The organism is uncultured Kriegella sp. (assembly GCF_963975415.1).
In the GTDB taxonomy this organism is placed as follows: Bacteria; Bacteroidota; Bacteroidia; order Flavobacteriales; family Flavobacteriaceae; genus Kriegella.
The window spans coordinates 39287-58520 of record NZ_CAXBGN010000012.1; the positions used below are offsets into that span (position 1 = coordinate 39287).

At 43.4% G+C, this 19234-nt stretch carries 14 protein-coding genes; 8 read left to right on the top strand and 6 right to left on the bottom strand.

What is annotated here, in order from left to right:
• Positions 1 to 32: 32 nt before the first annotated feature.
• The 8 genes from AACZ88_RS20000 to AACZ88_RS20035 all read left to right on the top strand — a co-directional run bounded on the left by AACZ88_RS20000 (position 33) and on the right by AACZ88_RS20035 (position 9532).
• The gene (locus tag AACZ88_RS20000; RefSeq protein ID WP_339714335.1) at positions 33 to 803 is read left to right on the top strand and encodes an SDR family oxidoreductase; all 771 of its coding nucleotides are present in this window, start codon (positions 33 to 35) and stop codon (positions 801 to 803) included.
• Between the two features lie 43 nt (positions 804 to 846).
• On the top strand, positions 847 to 2238 hold the full coding sequence (locus tag AACZ88_RS20005; RefSeq protein WP_339714338.1) for a sulfatase: 1392 nt from the start codon (positions 847 to 849) through the stop codon (positions 2236 to 2238).
• 8 nt (positions 2239 to 2246) lie between these two features.
• Positions 2247 to 3701 carry an aldehyde dehydrogenase gene (aldA, locus tag AACZ88_RS20010; protein WP_339714341.1) on the top strand — a complete coding sequence of 485 codons (1455 nt, stop codon included), beginning with the start codon at positions 2247 to 2249 and terminating at the stop codon, positions 3699 to 3701.
• Entirely contained in the window at positions 3702 to 4796 is a 1095-nt protein-coding gene (locus AACZ88_RS20015; protein WP_339714343.1) for a mandelate racemase/muconate lactonizing enzyme family protein, read from the top strand.
• Positions 4797 to 4826: 30 nt separating this feature from the next.
• Positions 4827 to 5870 carry an aldose epimerase family protein gene (locus tag AACZ88_RS20020; RefSeq protein ID WP_339714346.1) on the top strand — a complete coding sequence of 348 codons (1044 nt, stop codon included), beginning with the start codon at positions 4827 to 4829 and terminating at the stop codon, positions 5868 to 5870.
• Positions 5871 to 5924: 54 nt separating this feature from the next.
• A complete protein-coding gene (locus tag AACZ88_RS20025; protein ID WP_339714349.1) occupies positions 5925 to 6944 on the top strand; it encodes an L-rhamnose/proton symporter RhaT in 1020 nt (339 codons plus the stop codon).
• A 76-nt stretch (positions 6945 to 7020) separates the two neighbouring features.
• The gene (locus AACZ88_RS20030; protein ID WP_339714352.1) at positions 7021 to 8322 is read left to right on the top strand and encodes an MFS transporter; all 1302 of its coding nucleotides are present in this window, start codon (positions 7021 to 7023) and stop codon (positions 8320 to 8322) included.
• 49 nt (positions 8323 to 8371) lie between these two features.
• The gene (locus AACZ88_RS20035) at positions 8372 to 9532 is read left to right on the top strand and encodes a mandelate racemase/muconate lactonizing enzyme family protein (protein ID WP_339714355.1); all 1161 of its coding nucleotides are present in this window, start codon (positions 8372 to 8374) and stop codon (positions 9530 to 9532) included.
• Between the two features lie 150 nt (positions 9533 to 9682).
• Here AACZ88_RS20035 and AACZ88_RS20040 read toward each other — a convergent pair whose 3' ends face one another.
• From AACZ88_RS20040 to AACZ88_RS20065, 6 genes are all read right to left on the bottom strand, one after another.
• Positions 9683 to 10345, bottom strand: a complete 663-nt coding sequence (locus AACZ88_RS20040) for a DUF1080 domain-containing protein (protein ID WP_339714358.1) — start codon at positions 10343 to 10345, stop codon at positions 9683 to 9685.
• Between the two features lie 271 nt (positions 10346 to 10616).
• Positions 10617 to 12284, bottom strand: coding sequence for a sulfatase (locus AACZ88_RS20045; protein WP_339714360.1), 1668 nt, complete (start codon positions 12282 to 12284; stop codon positions 10617 to 10619).
• Between the two features lie 54 nt (positions 12285 to 12338).
• The gene (gene bglX / locus AACZ88_RS20050; protein ID WP_339714362.1) at positions 12339 to 14609 is read right to left on the bottom strand and encodes a beta-glucosidase BglX; all 2271 of its coding nucleotides are present in this window, start codon (positions 14607 to 14609) and stop codon (positions 12339 to 12341) included.
• Between the two features lie 15 nt (positions 14610 to 14624).
• Positions 14625 to 16364, bottom strand: coding sequence for a family 43 glycosylhydrolase (locus AACZ88_RS20055; RefSeq protein ID WP_339714365.1), 1740 nt, complete (start codon positions 16362 to 16364; stop codon positions 14625 to 14627).
• A 10-nt stretch (positions 16365 to 16374) separates the two neighbouring features.
• Positions 16375 to 17772: a glucoamylase family protein gene (locus AACZ88_RS20060; RefSeq protein WP_339714368.1), complete on the bottom strand. Its 1398-nt coding sequence runs from the start codon at positions 17770 to 17772 to the stop codon at positions 16375 to 16377.
• Entirely contained in the window at positions 17765 to 19156 is a 1392-nt protein-coding gene (locus AACZ88_RS20065) for a glucoamylase family protein (protein ID WP_339714371.1), read from the bottom strand. Before AACZ88_RS20065 ends, AACZ88_RS20060 begins: the two co-directional genes overlap by 8 nt.
• Between the last annotated feature and the right edge of the window lie 78 nt (positions 19157 to 19234).

Consider the following 19234-nt stretch of genomic DNA (forward strand, 5'->3'; position numbering starts at 1 on the left):
TGAATAAAATAGAAATTTATAAATCAAATACAATGAGCGTATTAAACAAATTCAATCTGAAGGGAAAAACGGCCCTTGTCACTGGTTGTAAACGTGGTATTGGTAAAGCCATGGCTGTTGGGCTTGCCGAAGCTGGTGCTGACATCATAGGCGTCAGTGCTACTTTAGAAAAGCATGGTAGCATGGTAGAACAGGAAGTAACTGCTCTCGGCAGAAAGTTTAAGGCGTATGCTTGTGATTTTAGCAATCGCGAATCGCTGTACGAATTCATCAATATAGTTAAAGATGACTTCCCGACTATTGATATTTTGTTAAACAATGCAGGTACTATTCTTCGTGCCCCTGCGGTCGAACATTCCGATGAATATTGGGACAAGGTTATTGAAGTAAATCAAACGGCGCAATTTGTTTTGACCCGGGAAATTGGTAAAGAGATGGTTAATCGTGGAGAGGGAAAAATCGTTTTTACGGCATCACTGCTTACTTTTCAAGGTGGCATTACCGTGCCGGGTTACGCAGCGAGCAAGGGCGCTATTGGCCAAATGACCATGGCATTTGCCAATGAATGGGCATCCAAAGGTGTCAACGTAAACGCAATCGCACCAGGTTATATCAGTACCGATAATACCGAAGCTTTGCGTAACGACCCAGAGCGATCCGCTTCGATTCTTTCAAGAATCCCCGCTGGTCGCTGGGGCAAACCGGAAGATTTTGCAGGCCCGGTGGTTTTCCTGTGTTCCGATGCAGCGGCATATATGAACGGAACGACCATGCTGGTAGACGGCGGATGGATGGGAAGATAATTATCCCAAAAGAATAAAATTCCAAAAGACAATCAAAAAGAAAATGAAAAAGCCAAGACTGGTGCTCTTACTCTTTGCCTTGTTCGCTATACTATTCCATAGCTCGGCGCAAGACCGACCGAACATTGTTTTTATCCTTTCGGATGATGCAGGTTATGCAGATTTCGGATTTCAAGGAAGTAAAGAGTTCAAGACTCCAGAATTGGACAAATTGGCAAAAAACAGTGTTCGTTTTACCCAAGCCTATGTTTCGGCAGCCGTATGCGGGCCGTCAAGGGCAGGGCTTCTTACTGGAAAATATCAACAAAAGTTCGGTTTTGAAGAGAATAATGTACCTGGTCTGATGAGCAAAAGTGGGCTGGCCGGTGACGACATGGGGCTTCCTCTTGATCAAAAAACCGTGGCCGATTACTTAAAAGAACAGGGGTATAAGACTGCGCTTTTTGGAAAGTGGCATCAAGGTAATGCCGACCGTTTTCATCCTACCAAAAGAGGTTTTGACGAATTTTATGGTTTTAGGGGAGGTGCCAGAAGTTATATGTCTTACGATTCAGAAAACAAACTTACACGACAAGAGGATAAACTAGAACGAGGTTTCGGAAACTTTCAAGAACATGAGGGGTATCTGACCGACGAGCTGGCAGATGAGGCCATCGCGTTCATGGAGCGAAATAAGAACAATCCGTTTTTTATCTATTTGGCTTTTAACGCGGTTCACACTCCTATGGAGGCCACTCCGGAAGATTTAGAGAAGGTAGAAGGACTTACCGGTAAAAGAAAGACGCTGGCGGCGATGGCAATTGCGATGGATAGGGCTTGTGGCAAAGTTTTGGATCGGATAGAAGAGTTGGGGATCGACAGGAATACACTTATTGTCTTTACTAACGATAATGGTGGTCCGTCAGATTCGAACGAATCATTAAATGACCCATTGAGTGGCACCAAAGCCAATCATTTGGAAGGAGGTATTCGCGTTCCGTTTTTGATGTCTTGGCCCGGAAAAATCACACCGAATATAGTTTACGACCATCCCATTAGCACACTCGACCTTTTGCCCACGTTCGTTACCGCTGCTGGCGGAAATGTTAATACTGTGGAAGGTTTGGATGGAGTTGACCTTATGCCATTTTTACAAGGAAAAAATAACGGGAAACCTCATGAAATTTTATACTGGAAGAAGGAGAATAGGGGAGCCATACGATTTAATGATTGGAAACTCGTGCGTTTTCCAGATCGCCCGGCCGAACTCTATAATATTAAGGATGACATTTCTGAGGTGAACGATTTGGCTTCGGAACATCCTGATAAAGTACGTGAATTATACCAAAAGCTTTTCGATTGGGAACTCACGTTAGAACGGCCCCTTTGGCAATTGGAAAGAAGATTTGAGGGCCTCGCGGCCAAAAGAATGGATACATATAGAAAACACAAATAATCAAAAGTATGTCAGCAATTAAGGAATACCAATTATTTATTGGGGGTAAATGGGTGACTTCGAACTCGGGCGAGACCATTGATATTGTAAACCCGACTACCGAAGAAATAGTGGCACGAGTACAGAACGGCACAGCGGCGGAGGCAAACCAAGCTTTGGAAGCTGCCGAAAGGGCACAAAAAGAATGGAAAAAATTACCACCGCGTACGCGCGCCGAGATGTTATATAAACTAGCCAATGAAATAAAGGCGAACACAGATTATCTGGCCGAATTGTTGGTGAAAGAACAAGGTAAATTATTAAAGGTGGCCAAAGGGGAAGTTGCAGTAACGGCTTCTTTTATTGAATACGCCTGTGAAGGTGCTAGAAGAATTGAAGGCGATATCGTCCCTTCCGATAATTCGAACGAGCAAATATGGATTCAAAAAATTCCGCGGGGTGTTGTTGTCGCAATTACCGCTTGGAATTTTCCCTTGGCTTTGGCAGGGCGAAAATTAGGTCCGGCATTAGTTGCGGGTAACACCATTGTTATAAAACCAACTTCCGAAACACCATTGGCTACTTTAGAGTTGGGTAATTTGGCTCAAAAAGTGGGTATCCCTGATGGCGTCATCAATATTATAACAGGTCCAGGAAGGGCGATGGGCAATGCTTTGGTCGAGAATACTATTACCAAAATGGTAACCATGACAGGGTCGACGCCCGTTGGTCAACAAATAGCTAGAAATGCGGCTCAGAACCTTACCCATGTGCAGCTCGAGCTTGGCGGAAAGGCTCCTTTTATTGTTTTTGCCGATGCAGATATTGATGCGGCCGTTGACGCAGCCTTGCATTCCCGCTTTGATAATTGCGGGCAAGTGTGTACCTGTAACGAGCGCATGTACGTTCATGAGACCATTTATGATGCTTTTATGGAGCGTTTTATTGCAAAAACAAAGGCTTTGAAAGTGGGTGACCCGATGCTGGAAGATACCGATATGGGCCCCAAAGTAAATGCTTCTGAATTAAAGCATATGGAGCATTTGGTTGCGGTTAGTCTTGAAGAAGGGGCGACCTTGGCTACAGGTGGTAAACGCCCTGAAGGTAACGGTTTTGAAAAAGGATATTGGTTCGAGCCAACGGTATTGACTAACGTGACCCAAAATATGACCATCGTTCACGAAGAGTCTTTCGGTCCTATTTTACCCGTATTGAAATTTAAGACTTTTGAAGAAGTTATCGGTTACGCCAATGATTGCGAATACGGACTAGCAGCCATGGTCTTTACAAACGACATGAACACCATAATGAAATGCAATGACGAGCTCGAATACGGGGAGATTTATGTAAATCGTGGTCACGGTGAACAACATCAAGGCTTCCACAATGGTTATAAACTGAGTGGTTCGGGCGGTGAAGATGGCAAGTACGGCTTTGAGCAGTACATGGAGAAAAAGACTTTTTACATCAGACATAAAGCATAGATGGATACTCGTATTAAATCGGTTGATTGCAAACTGTTCAGGGTGCCACTTCCTGAGGTGATGAACGATGCCAAACACGGCGACCATACCCATTTTGAACTAGTGACTACGACCATTACCCTGGGTGATGGTAGTGAGGGAACCGGTTACACCTATACCGGCGGAAAAGGCGGCCATGCCATAAAGGCCATGATAGATTTTGATATTTCACCGGCATTGATAGGGAAAGAGGGTTCCGATATAGATGCCATCTATGATTTTATGGAATGGCACATGCACTATGTGGGGCGTGGCGGAATAGTTTCCTTTGCCGTATCTACGATAGATATTGCCCTGTGGGACATCAAATGTAAGAAAGCCGAAAAACCACTTTGGCAAATGGTCGGAGGAGCAGGAAATACGTGTAAGGCGTACTGTGGCGGTATCGATTTGCAGTTTCCTATCCCCAAACTTTTAAAGAATATGGAGGACTATTTGTCCGCTGGATTCAATGCGGTCAAAATAAAAATAGGACGCGAAAATCTGGCCGAAGATATCGAACGCATTAAAGCCGTTCGTGAATTTATTGGTCCTGATGTGACTTTTATGGTCGATGCCAATTATTCAATGACTGTGGAGAAGGCTATTGAGGCCATTGAAAAATTTAGGCAATACGATATCACATGGTTCGAAGAGCCCATTATTCCTGATAATTACAAAGGCTTTGCCCAGATTTCGGATGCTACGAATTTTCCGTTGGCAATGGGAGAAAACCTGCATACCATCCATGAATTCGAATATGCCATGAATCAAGCAAAACTATCTTTTGTTCAGCCCGATGCTTCCAATTGTGGTGGCATTACAGGATGGTTGGCCGCCGCAAGATTGGCCAATAACCATCATATTCCGGCCTGTTCGCATGGTATGCAAGAGTTGCATGTAAGTTTGGTGTCGGCGCAGTCCAATTCGGGTTGGTTGGAAGTGCATAGTTTTCCGATCGACCAATACACCAAGCGACCTTTGGTAGTTGAAGACCATAGGGCAGTTGCGCCCGATATTCCGGGAGTAGGTGTAGAATTTGATTGGGAGAAACTATCGCCATTTCAGTCCAAATAAAAGTTCAGGTAAAACATACGATACAAAACAATGAAAACGACACAGACCGATTTTGGTGAGCTCAACGGTACGATGGTACACCTTTTTGTACTAGAGAACGATAACGGGCTTTCCGTAAAAATCTCCGATTATGGTGCCACAATTACTTCTATTCTATTACCGAAAAAGGAGGGGAAAGCGGAAGAAATTGTTTGTGGTTTTGATACGTTCGAGAGCTATTTTTCAGAGGCATATAAATCCAACGCACCCTATTTCGGAGGAACGGTAGGGCGGTATTGTTCACAGATAAAGGACGCCAAATTTTCTATGAACGGAAAGAATTATGAATTGGCCAAAATAGTGGGGAACAATAATCTGCATGGGGGCAAGGTAGGCTTTGATAAGAAGATTTGGACTGTAAAAGCTTTTTCTTTGGAATCGGCAAAGCTCCAGATGGAACTTCAAAGTAAACATTTGGAAGAAGGTTTTCCCGGAAACGTTACGGTACTGGTAACCTTTACATTGACGAATGAGAACGAACTTAAAATAGAGTATCAGGCGATTAGCGACCAAGACACGCCTTTTACGATTACAAATCACACCTATTTTAATTTATCCGGATTTAAGAATAGTATTGAAGATCATACGATAACGGTTAGGGCCAAGACCAAACAAATTTGGGACGAAACCGGCGCTGCAACAGGTGAGAATACTTCTGTTGTCGGTCAAGTCGATGATTTACGTTCCCCTAAATCCATAAAAGAAGTACATGAGGCCATGGGCGATGGATTCGAACATTTTTATCTTTTTGAGGATAAAGGATTCAAGCTGGATAAAGTGGCAGAGATCAATGAAAAGTTAAGCGGACGTTCAATGGAGGTTTTTACTACAGAGCCCGGGATGCTTTTTTATACCGGGAAATATACTTCTGATGAACTAAAACGTGAATCGGGACTCCAATACGGAAAATACCGTGGGTTTTGTTGCGAGACACATCGCTATCCGAACGGACCTAATATTCCCGAAGCACCTAAAAGCATACTGAAAGTCGGGGAATCTTACGACAGTACGACGATTTTTAAATTCAATTGGTAATCAAACGGGTTTTGCATTCTTAAAAAATGCGAGCCCAAATTAAATATTCAAATTATGACCGAAGGAGTATTATGGGCGATTTTCGCCGGATTGATGTTGGGCCTTTATGCCCTTCCCGAAAAATTCACAAAAGGGTTTAAATATGAAAATACATGGAGTCTCTTTTTTCTATTGACCATGTTCGTTGTGCCAATTATTGCTTCGGTAAGCTTGATTCAGGGCTTTGGTGAAATTTTCGGCAATATGCCAATGGATATTTGGATAAAAATGGGACTCACAAGCTTTCTCTGGGGAATAGGGGTTATGATGTGGAGTAAAGCCATTAACCATATCGGGCTGTCTTTGGGTTTTTCCATATTTATAGGCACGATTATTCTAGTGGGTTCCCTGTTGCCATTTATTGAAGATGGGGTGCCGCCTTCCAACGCATTGACTTTTATTCTCGTAGGTATTTTGGTGGTACTTTTAGGTGTCATCTTAAATGGTAAGGCCGGACTCCTCCGTGAAAAAGATGAGGCAAAACAGGGGAAGGTCGAAGGAAGTTCGACCAAAGGTTCGATGACCACAGGTATTGTAATTGCCATCGTTGGGGGATTGTTGGCTACAGGATTTAGCTATGCCAATGCCGCGGGTAGACCTTATTTGCACGAGGCCAGTATTGCTCAGGGCAATGCCGATTGGATTACGGCCATTGCCGTAATGTTTCCTATTTTTATTAGCGGGGGTATTGTGATGACAGCCTATTTTATATGGCAATTGAACACCAAAAAGGCTTGGGGCGACTTCAAAACGCCAGCTTTTGGCAAAAATTTATCTCTTATTTTGATTATGGCCGTTTTCCACTACGCAGCATCGGCACTTTTTGCGTATGCCGCCTTTAAACTAGGTGCATCGGGTAATACTGTTGGCTATGCCATTTTTAACACGGCTTCAGTGGCAACGGCAATCGTGAGTGGCATCATCACCCAAGAGTGGGTGAGTGCATCGCCTAAAGCCAGAAATATGTTATATAGCGGGCTTGGTTGCATGATTGCAGGTATTATAATCGTCGCCTATGCCAATGGTTTGGGCTAACCATACCTTTATTCAAAAAATAATGTTTTTTATAGCAAACCAATAGCTTAACGATTTCAATATTTAAAAACATATAATGACTAACTTGAAGGCGATTGGGAATTCAACTTCCAAAAAGAGATACGCTATCTTGGCCATGGTTTTTATTACCGTGGTCATCAATTATTTGGATCGTAGTAATATTTCGGTGGCGGCCTTCGCCATGAAGGAAGACCTTGCACTTAGCAATATACAAATGGGGTATATTTTTTCTGCCTTCGCTTGGACCTACGCTTGTTTGCAGATTCCAGGCGGCATTGTTGCCGATAAGTTCCCCACCCGAATATTATATACAATTATTATGGCGCTTTGGTCGATAGCCACGCTGATTCAAGGTTTTGTAAATTCGTTTGCAGCATTGATCGGCCTTCGTGCAAGTATTGGTGTTTTCGAAGCACCTTCGTATCCCATTAACAATCTTGTCGTTACCCGTTGGTTTCCCGAAAACGAAAGAGCATCGGCTATTGCCATTTATACCTCGGGACAATTTTTAGGGCTGGCTTTTCTGACTCCCACTTTGGTAGCAATACAAAACTATATGGGCTGGAGAGGTCTTTTTATTATTTCAGGAATAATAGGCTTGGTTTGGGCGGGTATTTGGTATTTGTTCTATCGCGACCCCAATGACCACAAAAAGGTAAGTGCTAGCGAACTGGAATATATTGAAAAGGGAGGAGGCCTTTTTGATAAGAAAAGCACATCTGAAAAAAATCAAAAGTTTAAATGGCAAGATTTTAAACAAGCCTTTATGTATCGAAAACTTTGGGGCTTGTACATCGGTCAGTTTTGTTTGGGAGCAACCACTATTTTTTTTCTCACTTGGTTCCCTACCTATTTGGTCGAATTTAGGGGACTGGATTTTCTTAAATCGGGATTTTTAGCATCCATTCCGTTTTTGGCGGCTTTTGTTGGGGTATTATTGTCGGGTTTCACCTCTGATTTTCTGATTAAAAAGAAATATTCTGTTGAAATAGCAAGAAAGGCTCCCATAATTATTGGCATGTTACTCTCTACCTGTATTATCGGGGCCAACTATACCGATAGTACATTCTTTATAATTCTATTTTTAGCGGTCGCTTTTTTCGGGAATGGCCTGGCAAGCATTGCGTGGGTCTTTATTTCGTTAATGGCACCGAAAAAGATGATCGGACTTACGGGAGGTGCATTTAATTTTATTGGAGGACTTGCCGGTGTTGTTGTTCCGGTGGCTATTGGTTATTTGGTTGAGGACGGCGATTTCAGTCCCGCCCTCTTCTTTATTGGCGGTATTGCCCTCTTAGGTTTTATTTCCTATACGTTCATTGTCGGAAAAGTAGAGCGCATTGTGCCTAAGTTTTGATAATTTACGGAACTAATAAGACGTGTAATTTTTTGTAAAATTATAATCAATGAAAATTTCAGACATAAAAACGTATCCTATCAATGTAGGGTCTGGCAGTCAATTGGTCGTCAAGGTCGAAACGGAATCCGGTATTTACGGTTGGGGCGCATCAGGGCTTTCTGGAAGGGAACTGGCCGTGGTTGGTGCAATCGAACATTTTAAAGGTTTTTTGATTGGAAAGGATGCCCGCCAGATTGGGGCTATTTGGCAAGAACTCTATAGAGGACAATATTTTGAAGGAGGACGCGTATTGACCGCTGCCATTTCCGCAATCGATATTGCCCTTTACGATATCAAAGGGAAAGCCTTGGGTGTTCCCGTTTATGAATTATTGGGCGGAAGGCAACGCGATTTTGTGGAATGCTTTGCTTCCGTAAGGTTTAGAACCAAAGAAGAATTGCTGGCTTACTCAAAAACGTGTGTCAAAGAAGGGTGGAAGATGTTGCGTCTTGCCCCCGCTGAATTTGAAGCCACGGAGAATAAGGAACTTTTTAATGCCAGGGAATCTATTTCAGTTATTGCCGAATGGCTTACAGAACTTAGAAGAGAAGTAGGTTCGACAATAACTATCGGAATCGATTATCATACTAGGCTTAGCGCAGCAGAAACGTACTCGTTTGTAAAACGAATGCCTCCCGGCACAATTGATTATATCGAAGAGCCCATAAGGGACGAAAATCCCGATGCGTATGAAAGCCTGCGTAAAATGGTCGATGTGCCGTTTGCCATAGGGGAAGAATTTTCCAGTAAGTGGCAATTTTTGCCCTTTTTAGAACGAAACCTGACCCAATATGCCCGTATAGACATCTGTAATGTTGGAGGTTTTACCGAGGCCATGAAAGTGGCCGGGTTGGCCGAGGCACATTATATCGATTTAATGCCGCATAATCCATTGGGTCCTATATGTACGGCGGCAACTATCCATTTGGCTGCGGCATGTCCTAATTTTAGCTGGTTGGAGGAAATGAATACCCCGGCTCAATACATGGGTACCGACGCACCCAATTTTTATCCTTTACGCCCAAAATTGGAAGGTCCCAGATATCGGGTTTTAGACACCCCTGGACTTGGCGTTGAATTTGATGAAGATTATGCCTCGAAACAGAAATTCAAACCTGTGGAAATTCCCCGATTATGGAGAAATGATGGATCCTTTACCAATTGGTAACGTTTCTAAGACGTGATTCGGCCGATGAAGTTACAAAGGCAGTAAAATCTGCTTCAACCAAAAATAAAAATGGTACATGAAACTCATTTACCATTTTTATCTATTTCATATTGCAAATGCCTGTCTAGGTTTAGCTATATGTCTAGACGATCAAGGCAATGGCTTTACCATAATGTCTTTATAAAAGATAACACTACCTGGATCATGACCTTGCAAGGCAAACGTGCCACTTGACAGCAAACGGTTTTTTTGACCGTCATCACGTTTTGCATTTTCAGGCTCTGTATAATCTACTACGACAATATCGTTGATTTTGATAATGATGCGTTTGCCTTCCACTTTAACATATTCTGTATACCATTCATTATCGGGAACGTACTGTTCCTTTACGTCAACGATGTTGTACAAGCTTCCAGTACGTCTCCAATCGCCTTGCGAATTATTGACCTGCACCTCATAGCCTTGGTCTGGCCAACCTCCATCTTTATACGTTGTATGTATGTAAATGCCCGAGTTTGCACTCGGTTTCGTCATCACCTGGGCCTTAAACTCGAAGTTGTTAAAGTTATGGTTTTCTACCGTACCCATATAATAGAGATGTGCCCTTGGTCCCGCAACTTTAATGTATCCGTTTTCGACAGAGAACGTATCGGCATTTTCACCTACTTTCCAACCGTCAAGGTTTTCTCCATTGAATAAAGAAACCCAACCTTCATCATTTGCATTGCTAGATTCTTGACCTGAAACTAAAGTCATAAAACCTAGACCTACGGCAAGAACCATTACATATTTTAAGTACTGTTTTGACATCATGCTTACTTTTAAAATTAGCGCTTACAAAGTACAAAAATTAATCAGAGTCGCTAAACAATTAATTAAGGCATAAACACTCACTTTCCAACTTCTCATTATCAATTGGATAGGAGTTGAACCGTGACGTTGGGCGATAAGTATTCGTAGTATGCTCAGAGGGCGGACTCTCAAATAATAATTCACTTTTTCCTAATGTTTTTATATTCCGACAGGCTTTCCGTACTATTTAGGGTTAGGTGATGATCTTCTCAGTAATCTTTACGGCGCGATATCATGGCATAGGTTCGCCTCTTAAACGCTCAAACTGTCTATAGGCGTTCTGAATTTTTTCTTCGGATGCCTTTTCGAATTCTTTGGAGCCTACCTTGTACTTTTTTTGAACACTGTCGAGTTTTTGATGCATTTGGCCAATCACCTCTTTATAGGAAGTATCGTCGATGGCATTGTTCAATTCCTTGGGATCTTTTTTTAGATTATAAAATTCCCAAGTATCGATGTCGTCGTAGAAGTGCATTAATTTATACCGTTCTGTGCGTATACCATAATGTTTTTTCACCATGTGAAAAGCAGGGTAATCGTAATAATGATAGTATACCACATCCCTAAAATCATCTTCGCTAACGGTCTTGTCCAACAATCCTTTAAAAGACTCACCCTGCATTTCGGCGCCCAATTCGGGTACGCCTGCAAAATCTAGAAAAGTTGGAGCAAAATCAAGATTTTGTACCATGGCCTTGATTTTACTTTCGGGTTCTATGACGCCCGGTAACTGCATCAATAGAGGAGTGCCAAACGATTCATCGTACATAAATCGTTTATCGAACCAGCCCTTTTCCCCTAAATAGAAACCTTGGTCTGAGGTATAGACCACCAAGGTATTTTCAGCAAGACCTTTTTCTTCCAAATAATCGAGTATTCGGCCAACGCCTTCGTCGATGGCAGCAATAGTGGCCATATAATCTTGAAGGTACCGCTGCCCTTTCCATTCCGCCAACTCCTTGTCATGTAGATCGGCTTTATGAAAGGCATTGTTTTTCTGCAAATAAGCCTCATCCCATTGTTGGCGTTGGCTCGGTGTCATCCGTTCGAAATCAGTTTTCCAAGGATTATGAGCCAGTTCCGTGCTTCCGAATTCGGTAGTCATTTTCAGGTCATGGCCCTCATACATGTCTTTGTAAATAGTTTGTAACTGTTCTTCAGCTGCTTTTTGGTTCTCGAAATTGGGAAAATAGCTTTCCGGTAACGGAAATTGAATAGAATCGTAGCGATTGAGGTGTCGCAAAGCAGACATCCAGTTTCGATGAGGCGCCTTGTGGTGTACCATCATAAAAAAAGGAAGTGTGTCATTTCTTTGGGTTTGCAGCCAGCTGAGCGCATCATTGGTAATAATATCCGTGGCATAGCCTTCAATCCTGGTCGTATCTCCATTTTCTATAAAATCAGGATTGTAATAATTGCCTTGATCTACGATTATTTTCCAGTAGTCAAAACCTTCCGGGTATCCGTGAAGATGCCATTTGCCGACTACGGCCGTCTGGTAACCGGCTTGTTGTAACATCTTAGGTAGTGTCGGTTGGCTTCCGTTAAAGCGATCGCCATTTTGACGAAAACCATTGATATGACTGTGTTTTCCTGTTAGTATCACGGCCCTGCTAGGGCCACAAATCGAATTGGTGACAAAACTGTTGGAAAACAAAGCCCCGTTTCGGGCCAATCGGTCAATGTTGGGCGTTGGAGCCAATTGGCTTATGGGGTGCCCAAAGGCGCTGATAGCCTGAATCGCATGGTCATCGGCCATTATAAAAAGAATATTGGGCTTAGCTGTTTTGCTTTCTTCCGTTTGGTATTGCTTTTTACAGCTTATACAAAGAGCAAGTAAAAAGAGGATTACGAGCCTATTGAACCTTTTATAATCTTTTTTTAAGTGAATCTTAATCATCGTAATCTTTTATGGTCCTTCGAAATACGAGAGATAGCGCATCGCTGGAAAGTACTATCGTAATTTAAAAGATACCTTTTTATCGGCATTTGAATTTGTCCCCACGAATACCTCAAATTCTCCCGGTTCGGCTACAAAATCGAGCGTGCTGTTATAGAATTTCAGGTCTTCAGGTGTCAATGTCAGGGTTATGGTCTTTGACTCACCCTTTTTAAGAAACACTTTCTTAAAGCCTTTGAGTTGGCGCATAGGGGGTGTAATGCTTCTGACGATATCCCTAAGATACAACTGCACCACTTCTTCCCCATCATAGTTTCCCTTGTTTTCCAGAGTAACCGAAACGGCTATGGCTTCACCTTGTCCGACCTCCGTTCTATCCGTACGAAGATTTGAGTATTCGAACTCGGTATAGCTCAGTCCATAGCCAAAAGGTAACAATGGAGAATTGGGAGCATCGAGATAATTGGACTTGAACTTTTCGAAATTTTCGGAAGCCGCAGGTCTTCCGGTGTTTTTTGTACTATGGTAAATGGGAATTTGTCCCAAATTTCTGGGCCACGTAGCGGTTAATTTCCCCGAGGGGTTGTAATTTCCAAAAACCACATCGGCGACGGCATTACCAGCTTCGACCCCGGGATGCCAGACTTGAAGTATGCTCACAGGAAGTTCGAATTCTTCCTCTATAGTGAGGGGGCGTCCGCTCATTAGAACCAAGACTAAGGGCTTTCCGGTTTTTACCAAAGCTCGAATTAATTTCTTTTGACTTTTTGGGATTGAAAGTTCCGTTCTGCTTGCGGCTTCTCCACTCATTTCCGTGGCTTCGCCCACCACCGCTACTACCACATCGGCACCGTTAGCGATGGTCAAGGCCTCTTTTAAAAGCACTTCAGGCTGACGCTCGTCGATTTCTACACGGGTTCCAAAGACATTTACATTCTTCGCCATAACAGGGTCATTGGTAATATTGGCTCCTTTGGCATAGGCAATAGTAGCATTGGGCGCTATGTTTTTAAATCCCTCTAAAATCGGAATAGCTAGTTGGGGGTTTCCAGTCGGTGCCCAAGTGCCCAACATATTGTTTTTGTTATTCGCCAATGGACCTATGAGTGCTATTTTGGATGTTTTTTTAAGGGGAAGCACGTTGTTCTCATTTTTAAAAAGCACGAAGGAACGTGTCGCGGCTTCGCGGGCTGTCTTTCTGTTTTCGGCAGATAGAATGTCCTTCGCTGGCCTATCGGTATCGGAATAGCGATAAGGGTCTTCGAAAAGTCCCAATTGGTGCTTTGCAGTTAGAATTCTTCTGCAGGCACTGGTTATGTCCTCTTCACTGACCTTACCCTCATCAACCGATTTTTTAAGCGTGGTCAAAAAACCCTCGCCGACCATATCCATATCGAGCCCTGCTTTTAAGGCGAGTGCCGAAACGGTCTGGAGGTCTCCCAGCCCATGGGCGATCATTTCATTTACCGAGGTATAATCGGAAACTACAAATCCCTCAAAACCCCATTGATTTCGGAGTAAATCTGTAATCATCCATTTGTTGGCGGAGGCCGGTACACCATCAATATCGTTGAAAGAGGTCATGGCGCTTGCCACTCCTGCTTCTATGGCGGCCTTATAGGGAGGAAGGTATTGGTTGTACATTTTTACTCGGCTCATATCAACGGAGTTGTAATCTCGCCCTCCTTCTGCTGCACCGTATAGTACCAGATGTTTTACGCACGCCAACAGGGTATTGGGTTTGGTAAGGTCAGTGCCTTGATACCCTTTTACCATGGCTGTCGCGATGGCCGAACCCAGATAAGGGTCTTCACCGGCACCTTCGGCGATTCGCCCCCAACGTGGATCACGTGCGATGTCGACCATGGGCGAAAAATTCCAATTGATGCCGTCGGCGGTGGCTTCGGTAGCTGCAATCCGGGCCAATTTTTCGATAAGCTGCATATCCCAACTTGAAGCAGTGCCCAAAGGGATAGGAAAAGTGGTTTTATAACCGTGTATTACGTCGGAACCTATAAGCAATGGAATTTTCAGTCGTGAATGTTTTATAGCGATTTCTTGAGCCTGTCGTACTTTATCCGGACCCGAAACCCCGAAAAGCCCGCCAACTTCACCAGCCTTGATTTTGGTTTCGACATTTTCGCTGACTACGGATCCTGTGGCAATGCCCCCACCAGGGGTCAATAGGTTCAATTGACCGATTTTTTCATTTAAGGTCATTTTGCTTAACAGCGTTTCGACTTCAGGTATCGTTTGCTGTGCAATTAAAGAGGCCGTACCTATCCAAATACTGATAATCACATAATAAATTCGGTAATGTTTCATTGGACCAAGATTTGATTATTCGATATGTATCGTTTTCGACTTTTCGGAAACTCCATTTTCATTGAATGCTTCCACAGCGAAATAATAAGACTGATCTGTGTTCAATGATTTTAGGTTTAATGAATCTTTTCCATACACTAACCACGAACTGTATAATTTGTCAGGAGCAATTCCCCATGAGACATTATAGCCTTGTGCATTTTTGACTGCCTTCCAACTTACTAAGGCGTCTCGTCTATCACTTTGGCGATCTATTGATACCCCGGTTGGTGTTTTGGGTATTTTACCTTTTCCGAGGCCGAAAACACGAATGCCAGAGATTGATAGGTATGGAGTTGGAACATGAATATTTTTAAAACGGATAAATCTTGCCTTTTTAGGATTGGTCAATTCGACATAATCATTGGGTACGTCTTTTTTATTCGTACTTCTATCGACCAGAATAGTCCAATTTTGACCATCCAATGAACCTTCAATAATGTACTGATGGTACAACCCTGGAATTTTTCCGTACATGTCGGAATTGTAGTCGTTGTAATTTATCTGAATGGCATTTATAGTACATGAGTCGACCAAATCGATTTTCACCCACTGTTCTGAATTATTATCATCGGCAACCCAGAAGGTCTTTATATTCTCGTCGACCATATTTTCGGAGCTATGGCCGTTTAGCTGGGAAGATGTCTCAATGGGTTTGTTGTAAGAAAGTAGCATCCATCCTGTAAAGGCTCCCTCTTTTTCAGGTTTTGAGGGGGCATAATGGGGGTAATCACCAAATCGCGTATTGCTGTGCATAAGTCCATCACCATCGAAAAACGTGGGGAAAGCACCGATTCTACGTTCCCATCCGATATTGACATTGACGGCCATGGAAGCGAAATGCCAATACAGGTTTCCAGGACCTAAGACCGTACTGCCGTGTCCTGCACCGTTAATGAATCCACCAGGCTTATAGGAAAACGGATTGTTAGGGGCGTATTCGAAAGGGCCAAGGGGTGAGTCTGACATATATGCACCATCACCGTAAACATTGAATTCGGTACCGGGGGCGGCATACTGCAAATAGTACTTGCCTTTGTGTTTATTCATCCAAGGTCCTTCGATATAGCCGCCTAAAATGGTGTCGGAGTGATTCTCGCCGAAACGTTCCCAGCCATGTTTTTCGGGGTCAAGGTTGAACAATTCGTAGGTTTCATCTGATGGTTTAAACCGTTTAGATCTGTCCAAGGTTTTGGCGCGTATTGGAAATTTATTCGAAGAGCCCCAATAGACGTAACTCTGCCCGTCATCGTCGATAAAAAGCGCGGGGTCTTGTAACCCGCCTAGAATGGAAGGGGTGGCCTGCCAATCACCTTTTTTTGGGTTGTCTGTAAATAGAACGCTCATGGCCCCCGAAGGGTTTCCGGCAACGTAAAGAACAGAATCCCTATAATTAAAAGCTGCAGGGGCGTTGGATCCTTCGAAGTACCATTTTTGAGGAGCAATAAAGTTCCAATTAGTGAGGTCGGGCGAATGCCAATACCCCATAGATCGTGTGACGAACATATAATATTCATCTTTAAACCGTACTACGGCCGGATCGGCACCCGAACGATAAGAAAGATCTTTATGAGCATTGTAGATCATATAGGTGTAGTCTATATTGACAGGGTTGCAGTAGGTGTCGGTCTGGGCAAAAAGTGAACCTATTGAGCAACCGCATAAAACGAGATAGACTCTGGTCATGTTTAAGAATGAAATACAATGCTGGTTCATCTGTTAGTTTTTAATTGTTATAATTAAAACCAAGCTTATCGAGGCCTGAACGTACCTCTGCGTTTTGCATAAATAGATTCCAGAGCAGTCCGGATCGATAATTTTCAATCATAATCAAGATCGGACCTTGGTCTATGGCCAAATAAGCTTTGGCTACCCAGAAATTATATTCAGGACTAAACGCATCATAGAAACCGGCGGGCCCCAAAAGTTTGTCTTTGTTTTTGTAAAAAAACCGCAGCGCTTTCATAGATTCCTCGGGGGTGTAAGGTATGGAACTCAGCGCTGCGGTTGGGGAAACTACCCCCGAATCATTGGAGGGACTGTGGGCATTATACCCAATACTCCCGTCATTGTTTCGTGAATAACTAGCTGTAAGCCCCCAGCAATCGGGACCATAATCTTTAAAGCTTTTCGGATTTTCAATACAGTAGCTGTTGTTGATTTTTGAATGATTGACATTGACATCCCAATAATTGACGTATTCATCGGACAGATTTCTAGGGTCTAGACCCAAATAAGAGTAATGGGCCCAAAATAGGGGTCCACCTGCCGGGGTGTTGCCAGCATGGTCTACCACTAAGGGAATACCATATTCAGTACTTGAGTTTTTGATAGTACCGTTGGAGGCCCAGCCGTTAGCATAGACTTCTTTTTCAATGGAATAATCCAGTGATGCCGCCGCTAGGATATAAGTGATCAAAACTTCATTGTATCCTTTGAGTTCGAGATTAATTGTAAAATCATTATTGGGGCTCCAATGCCAATACAAGGCATTTTTATCTTGGGTATACCAATTCCATTCTACACCTTTCCATAACTCATTTGCTTTACTGGAAAGTGCCTTTTCGTCATCGGTGCCATCCTTAAAGTACTCTTTGACACAGATAAGACCTTGAACGAGAAAGCCCGTTTCCACGAGGTCACCGCCATCATCCAAGGAGCTAAATGGCCGTACTTTCCCAGATCGGCCATCCAACCAATGTGGCCAAGCACCGTGAAAGCGGTCGGCGTTTTCTAGAAAGTCCGTAATCTGTTGTAGTCTTTCGACCCCTTCTTGGCGAGATATAAATCCGCGTTCGATTCCTACGAGAATACCCATAAGACCAAAACCTGTTCCGCCAATTGTGACCGTATTCGGGTCATTTGCAGGGTTGTCGGGATGATATCTTTCGCGAGCAGCGCCAGAGTTCGCTTCTGCAAAATCCCAGAAATATTTAAAAGTTTCTTCTTGCGTGAGGTCAAGCAATTCTTCATCGCTTATGGCGGGCCCTTCTTCATCTTCCGTCGGTGTTTGTTCCGATGGTTCCGGTAATTGGGAAAGTCCTACAGGACCTTGACCATCATCCCCGGAAGAGCATGACCATAGTATTAAGTTGATAAGAAATATGTTCCAAACTTTACTCATCTACCGTCACATTTGAACTGGTGAAACCAAGTTTTTGCAGTCCCTTTTGAACGTCTTCATTCTTCATAAAGAGTTCCCAGAGGAGCCCACTCCTATAGTTCTCGATCATCACGGGAATCGGTCCTTGGTCGATGGCAAGGTATCGGGGTAGAACCCATTTGTGCTCCAGACTAAAAGCATCGTACGGCCCATATTTTCCGATCAAAGAGTCTTGTTCGGTATACATATACCTTAAAAAATCAAGGCTTTCCTTTGGGGTATAGGGCATGGAGGATAATGCGGCCGTGGGGGAAATGACGCCCAAATCCCTATCGGGCCTGTGGCCTGCATACCCTTTCATAGAGTAGCTCGAGGTCAATCCCCAAAGATTTTTTCCATAGCCCTTATAGTTGTTCGGGTTTTCAAGGCTGTGCCTGTATTGGATTAAGGCATGATTGACATTCAATTTCCAGTAGTCGCCATACTGGTCTTTTAATCCTTTTGGGTTGAGGCCCAAATAGGAATAATGGGCCCAAAACATGGGGCCTACCGGAGATTTGTCATGCTCGTAGTGGTCCAGTTCTGTTTCGAGTCCGTAGTAGACAGTATCATTGGCAATGGCGCCGTTTCTTGCCCATCCCTTTTCATAAACCGATTTTTTTATGGGATGTGTGGGAGAGGCAGCCGCTAAAATATACATGATGAGTGCTTCGTTATATCCGCCCACTGGGAAGTTCATATCCCACCCATAGTTTGGCGACCAATGCCAGTATAGTACATCTTCTCCTCCTTTGGTGTACCAATCCCATTCTACTTCCTCCCAAAGTTTTTGTATGTTCTCAGCCAGTAGTTTTTCGCGTTCATTACCGTTTTTGAAATATTCACGAACGGTCAGAAGTCCCTGTATTAAAAAGGCCGATTCGACTAAATCGCCACCGTTGTCTTTTTCACTAAATGGCGCAGTTTTTCCTGTTGGCATGAGCCAATGTGGCCATGCGCCATGGAAACGGTCGGCTTTTGATAAAAATTGGACGGCCCTTTCGTAACGTTCAAGGGCCTGTTTTTGCGTTATGAAGCCCCGTTCAATACCAACGAGAATAGCCATAAGCCCGAAGCCGGATCCTCCAATGGTAATGATGTCTTTGTCATGGCTAGGATAAATATTATCCATATGTAACCGTTCCCGAGCTAGTCCGGAGACCGGTTCGGCCCCGTCCCAGAAATAGTCAAAAGTTTCGCGCTGTATTTTGTCCAATAGTTGCGTATCTGTCATCAATGTTTTTGACGGATTTTCGGCGGAATCGGCAACTTTTTTATCTGAGGTTTTGCGATTTTTGCACCCTGTTATGGAGGAAGCAACGATCAACAAAACCAAACTCAAAGCTATCTTAACTGTTTTCTTCATTTTGTGATTTTTAGCGATGATGTAGGGCCATGGGCAATGAGCACAAATTCTGTAATCTATTAGTACTCTGGTCATGCC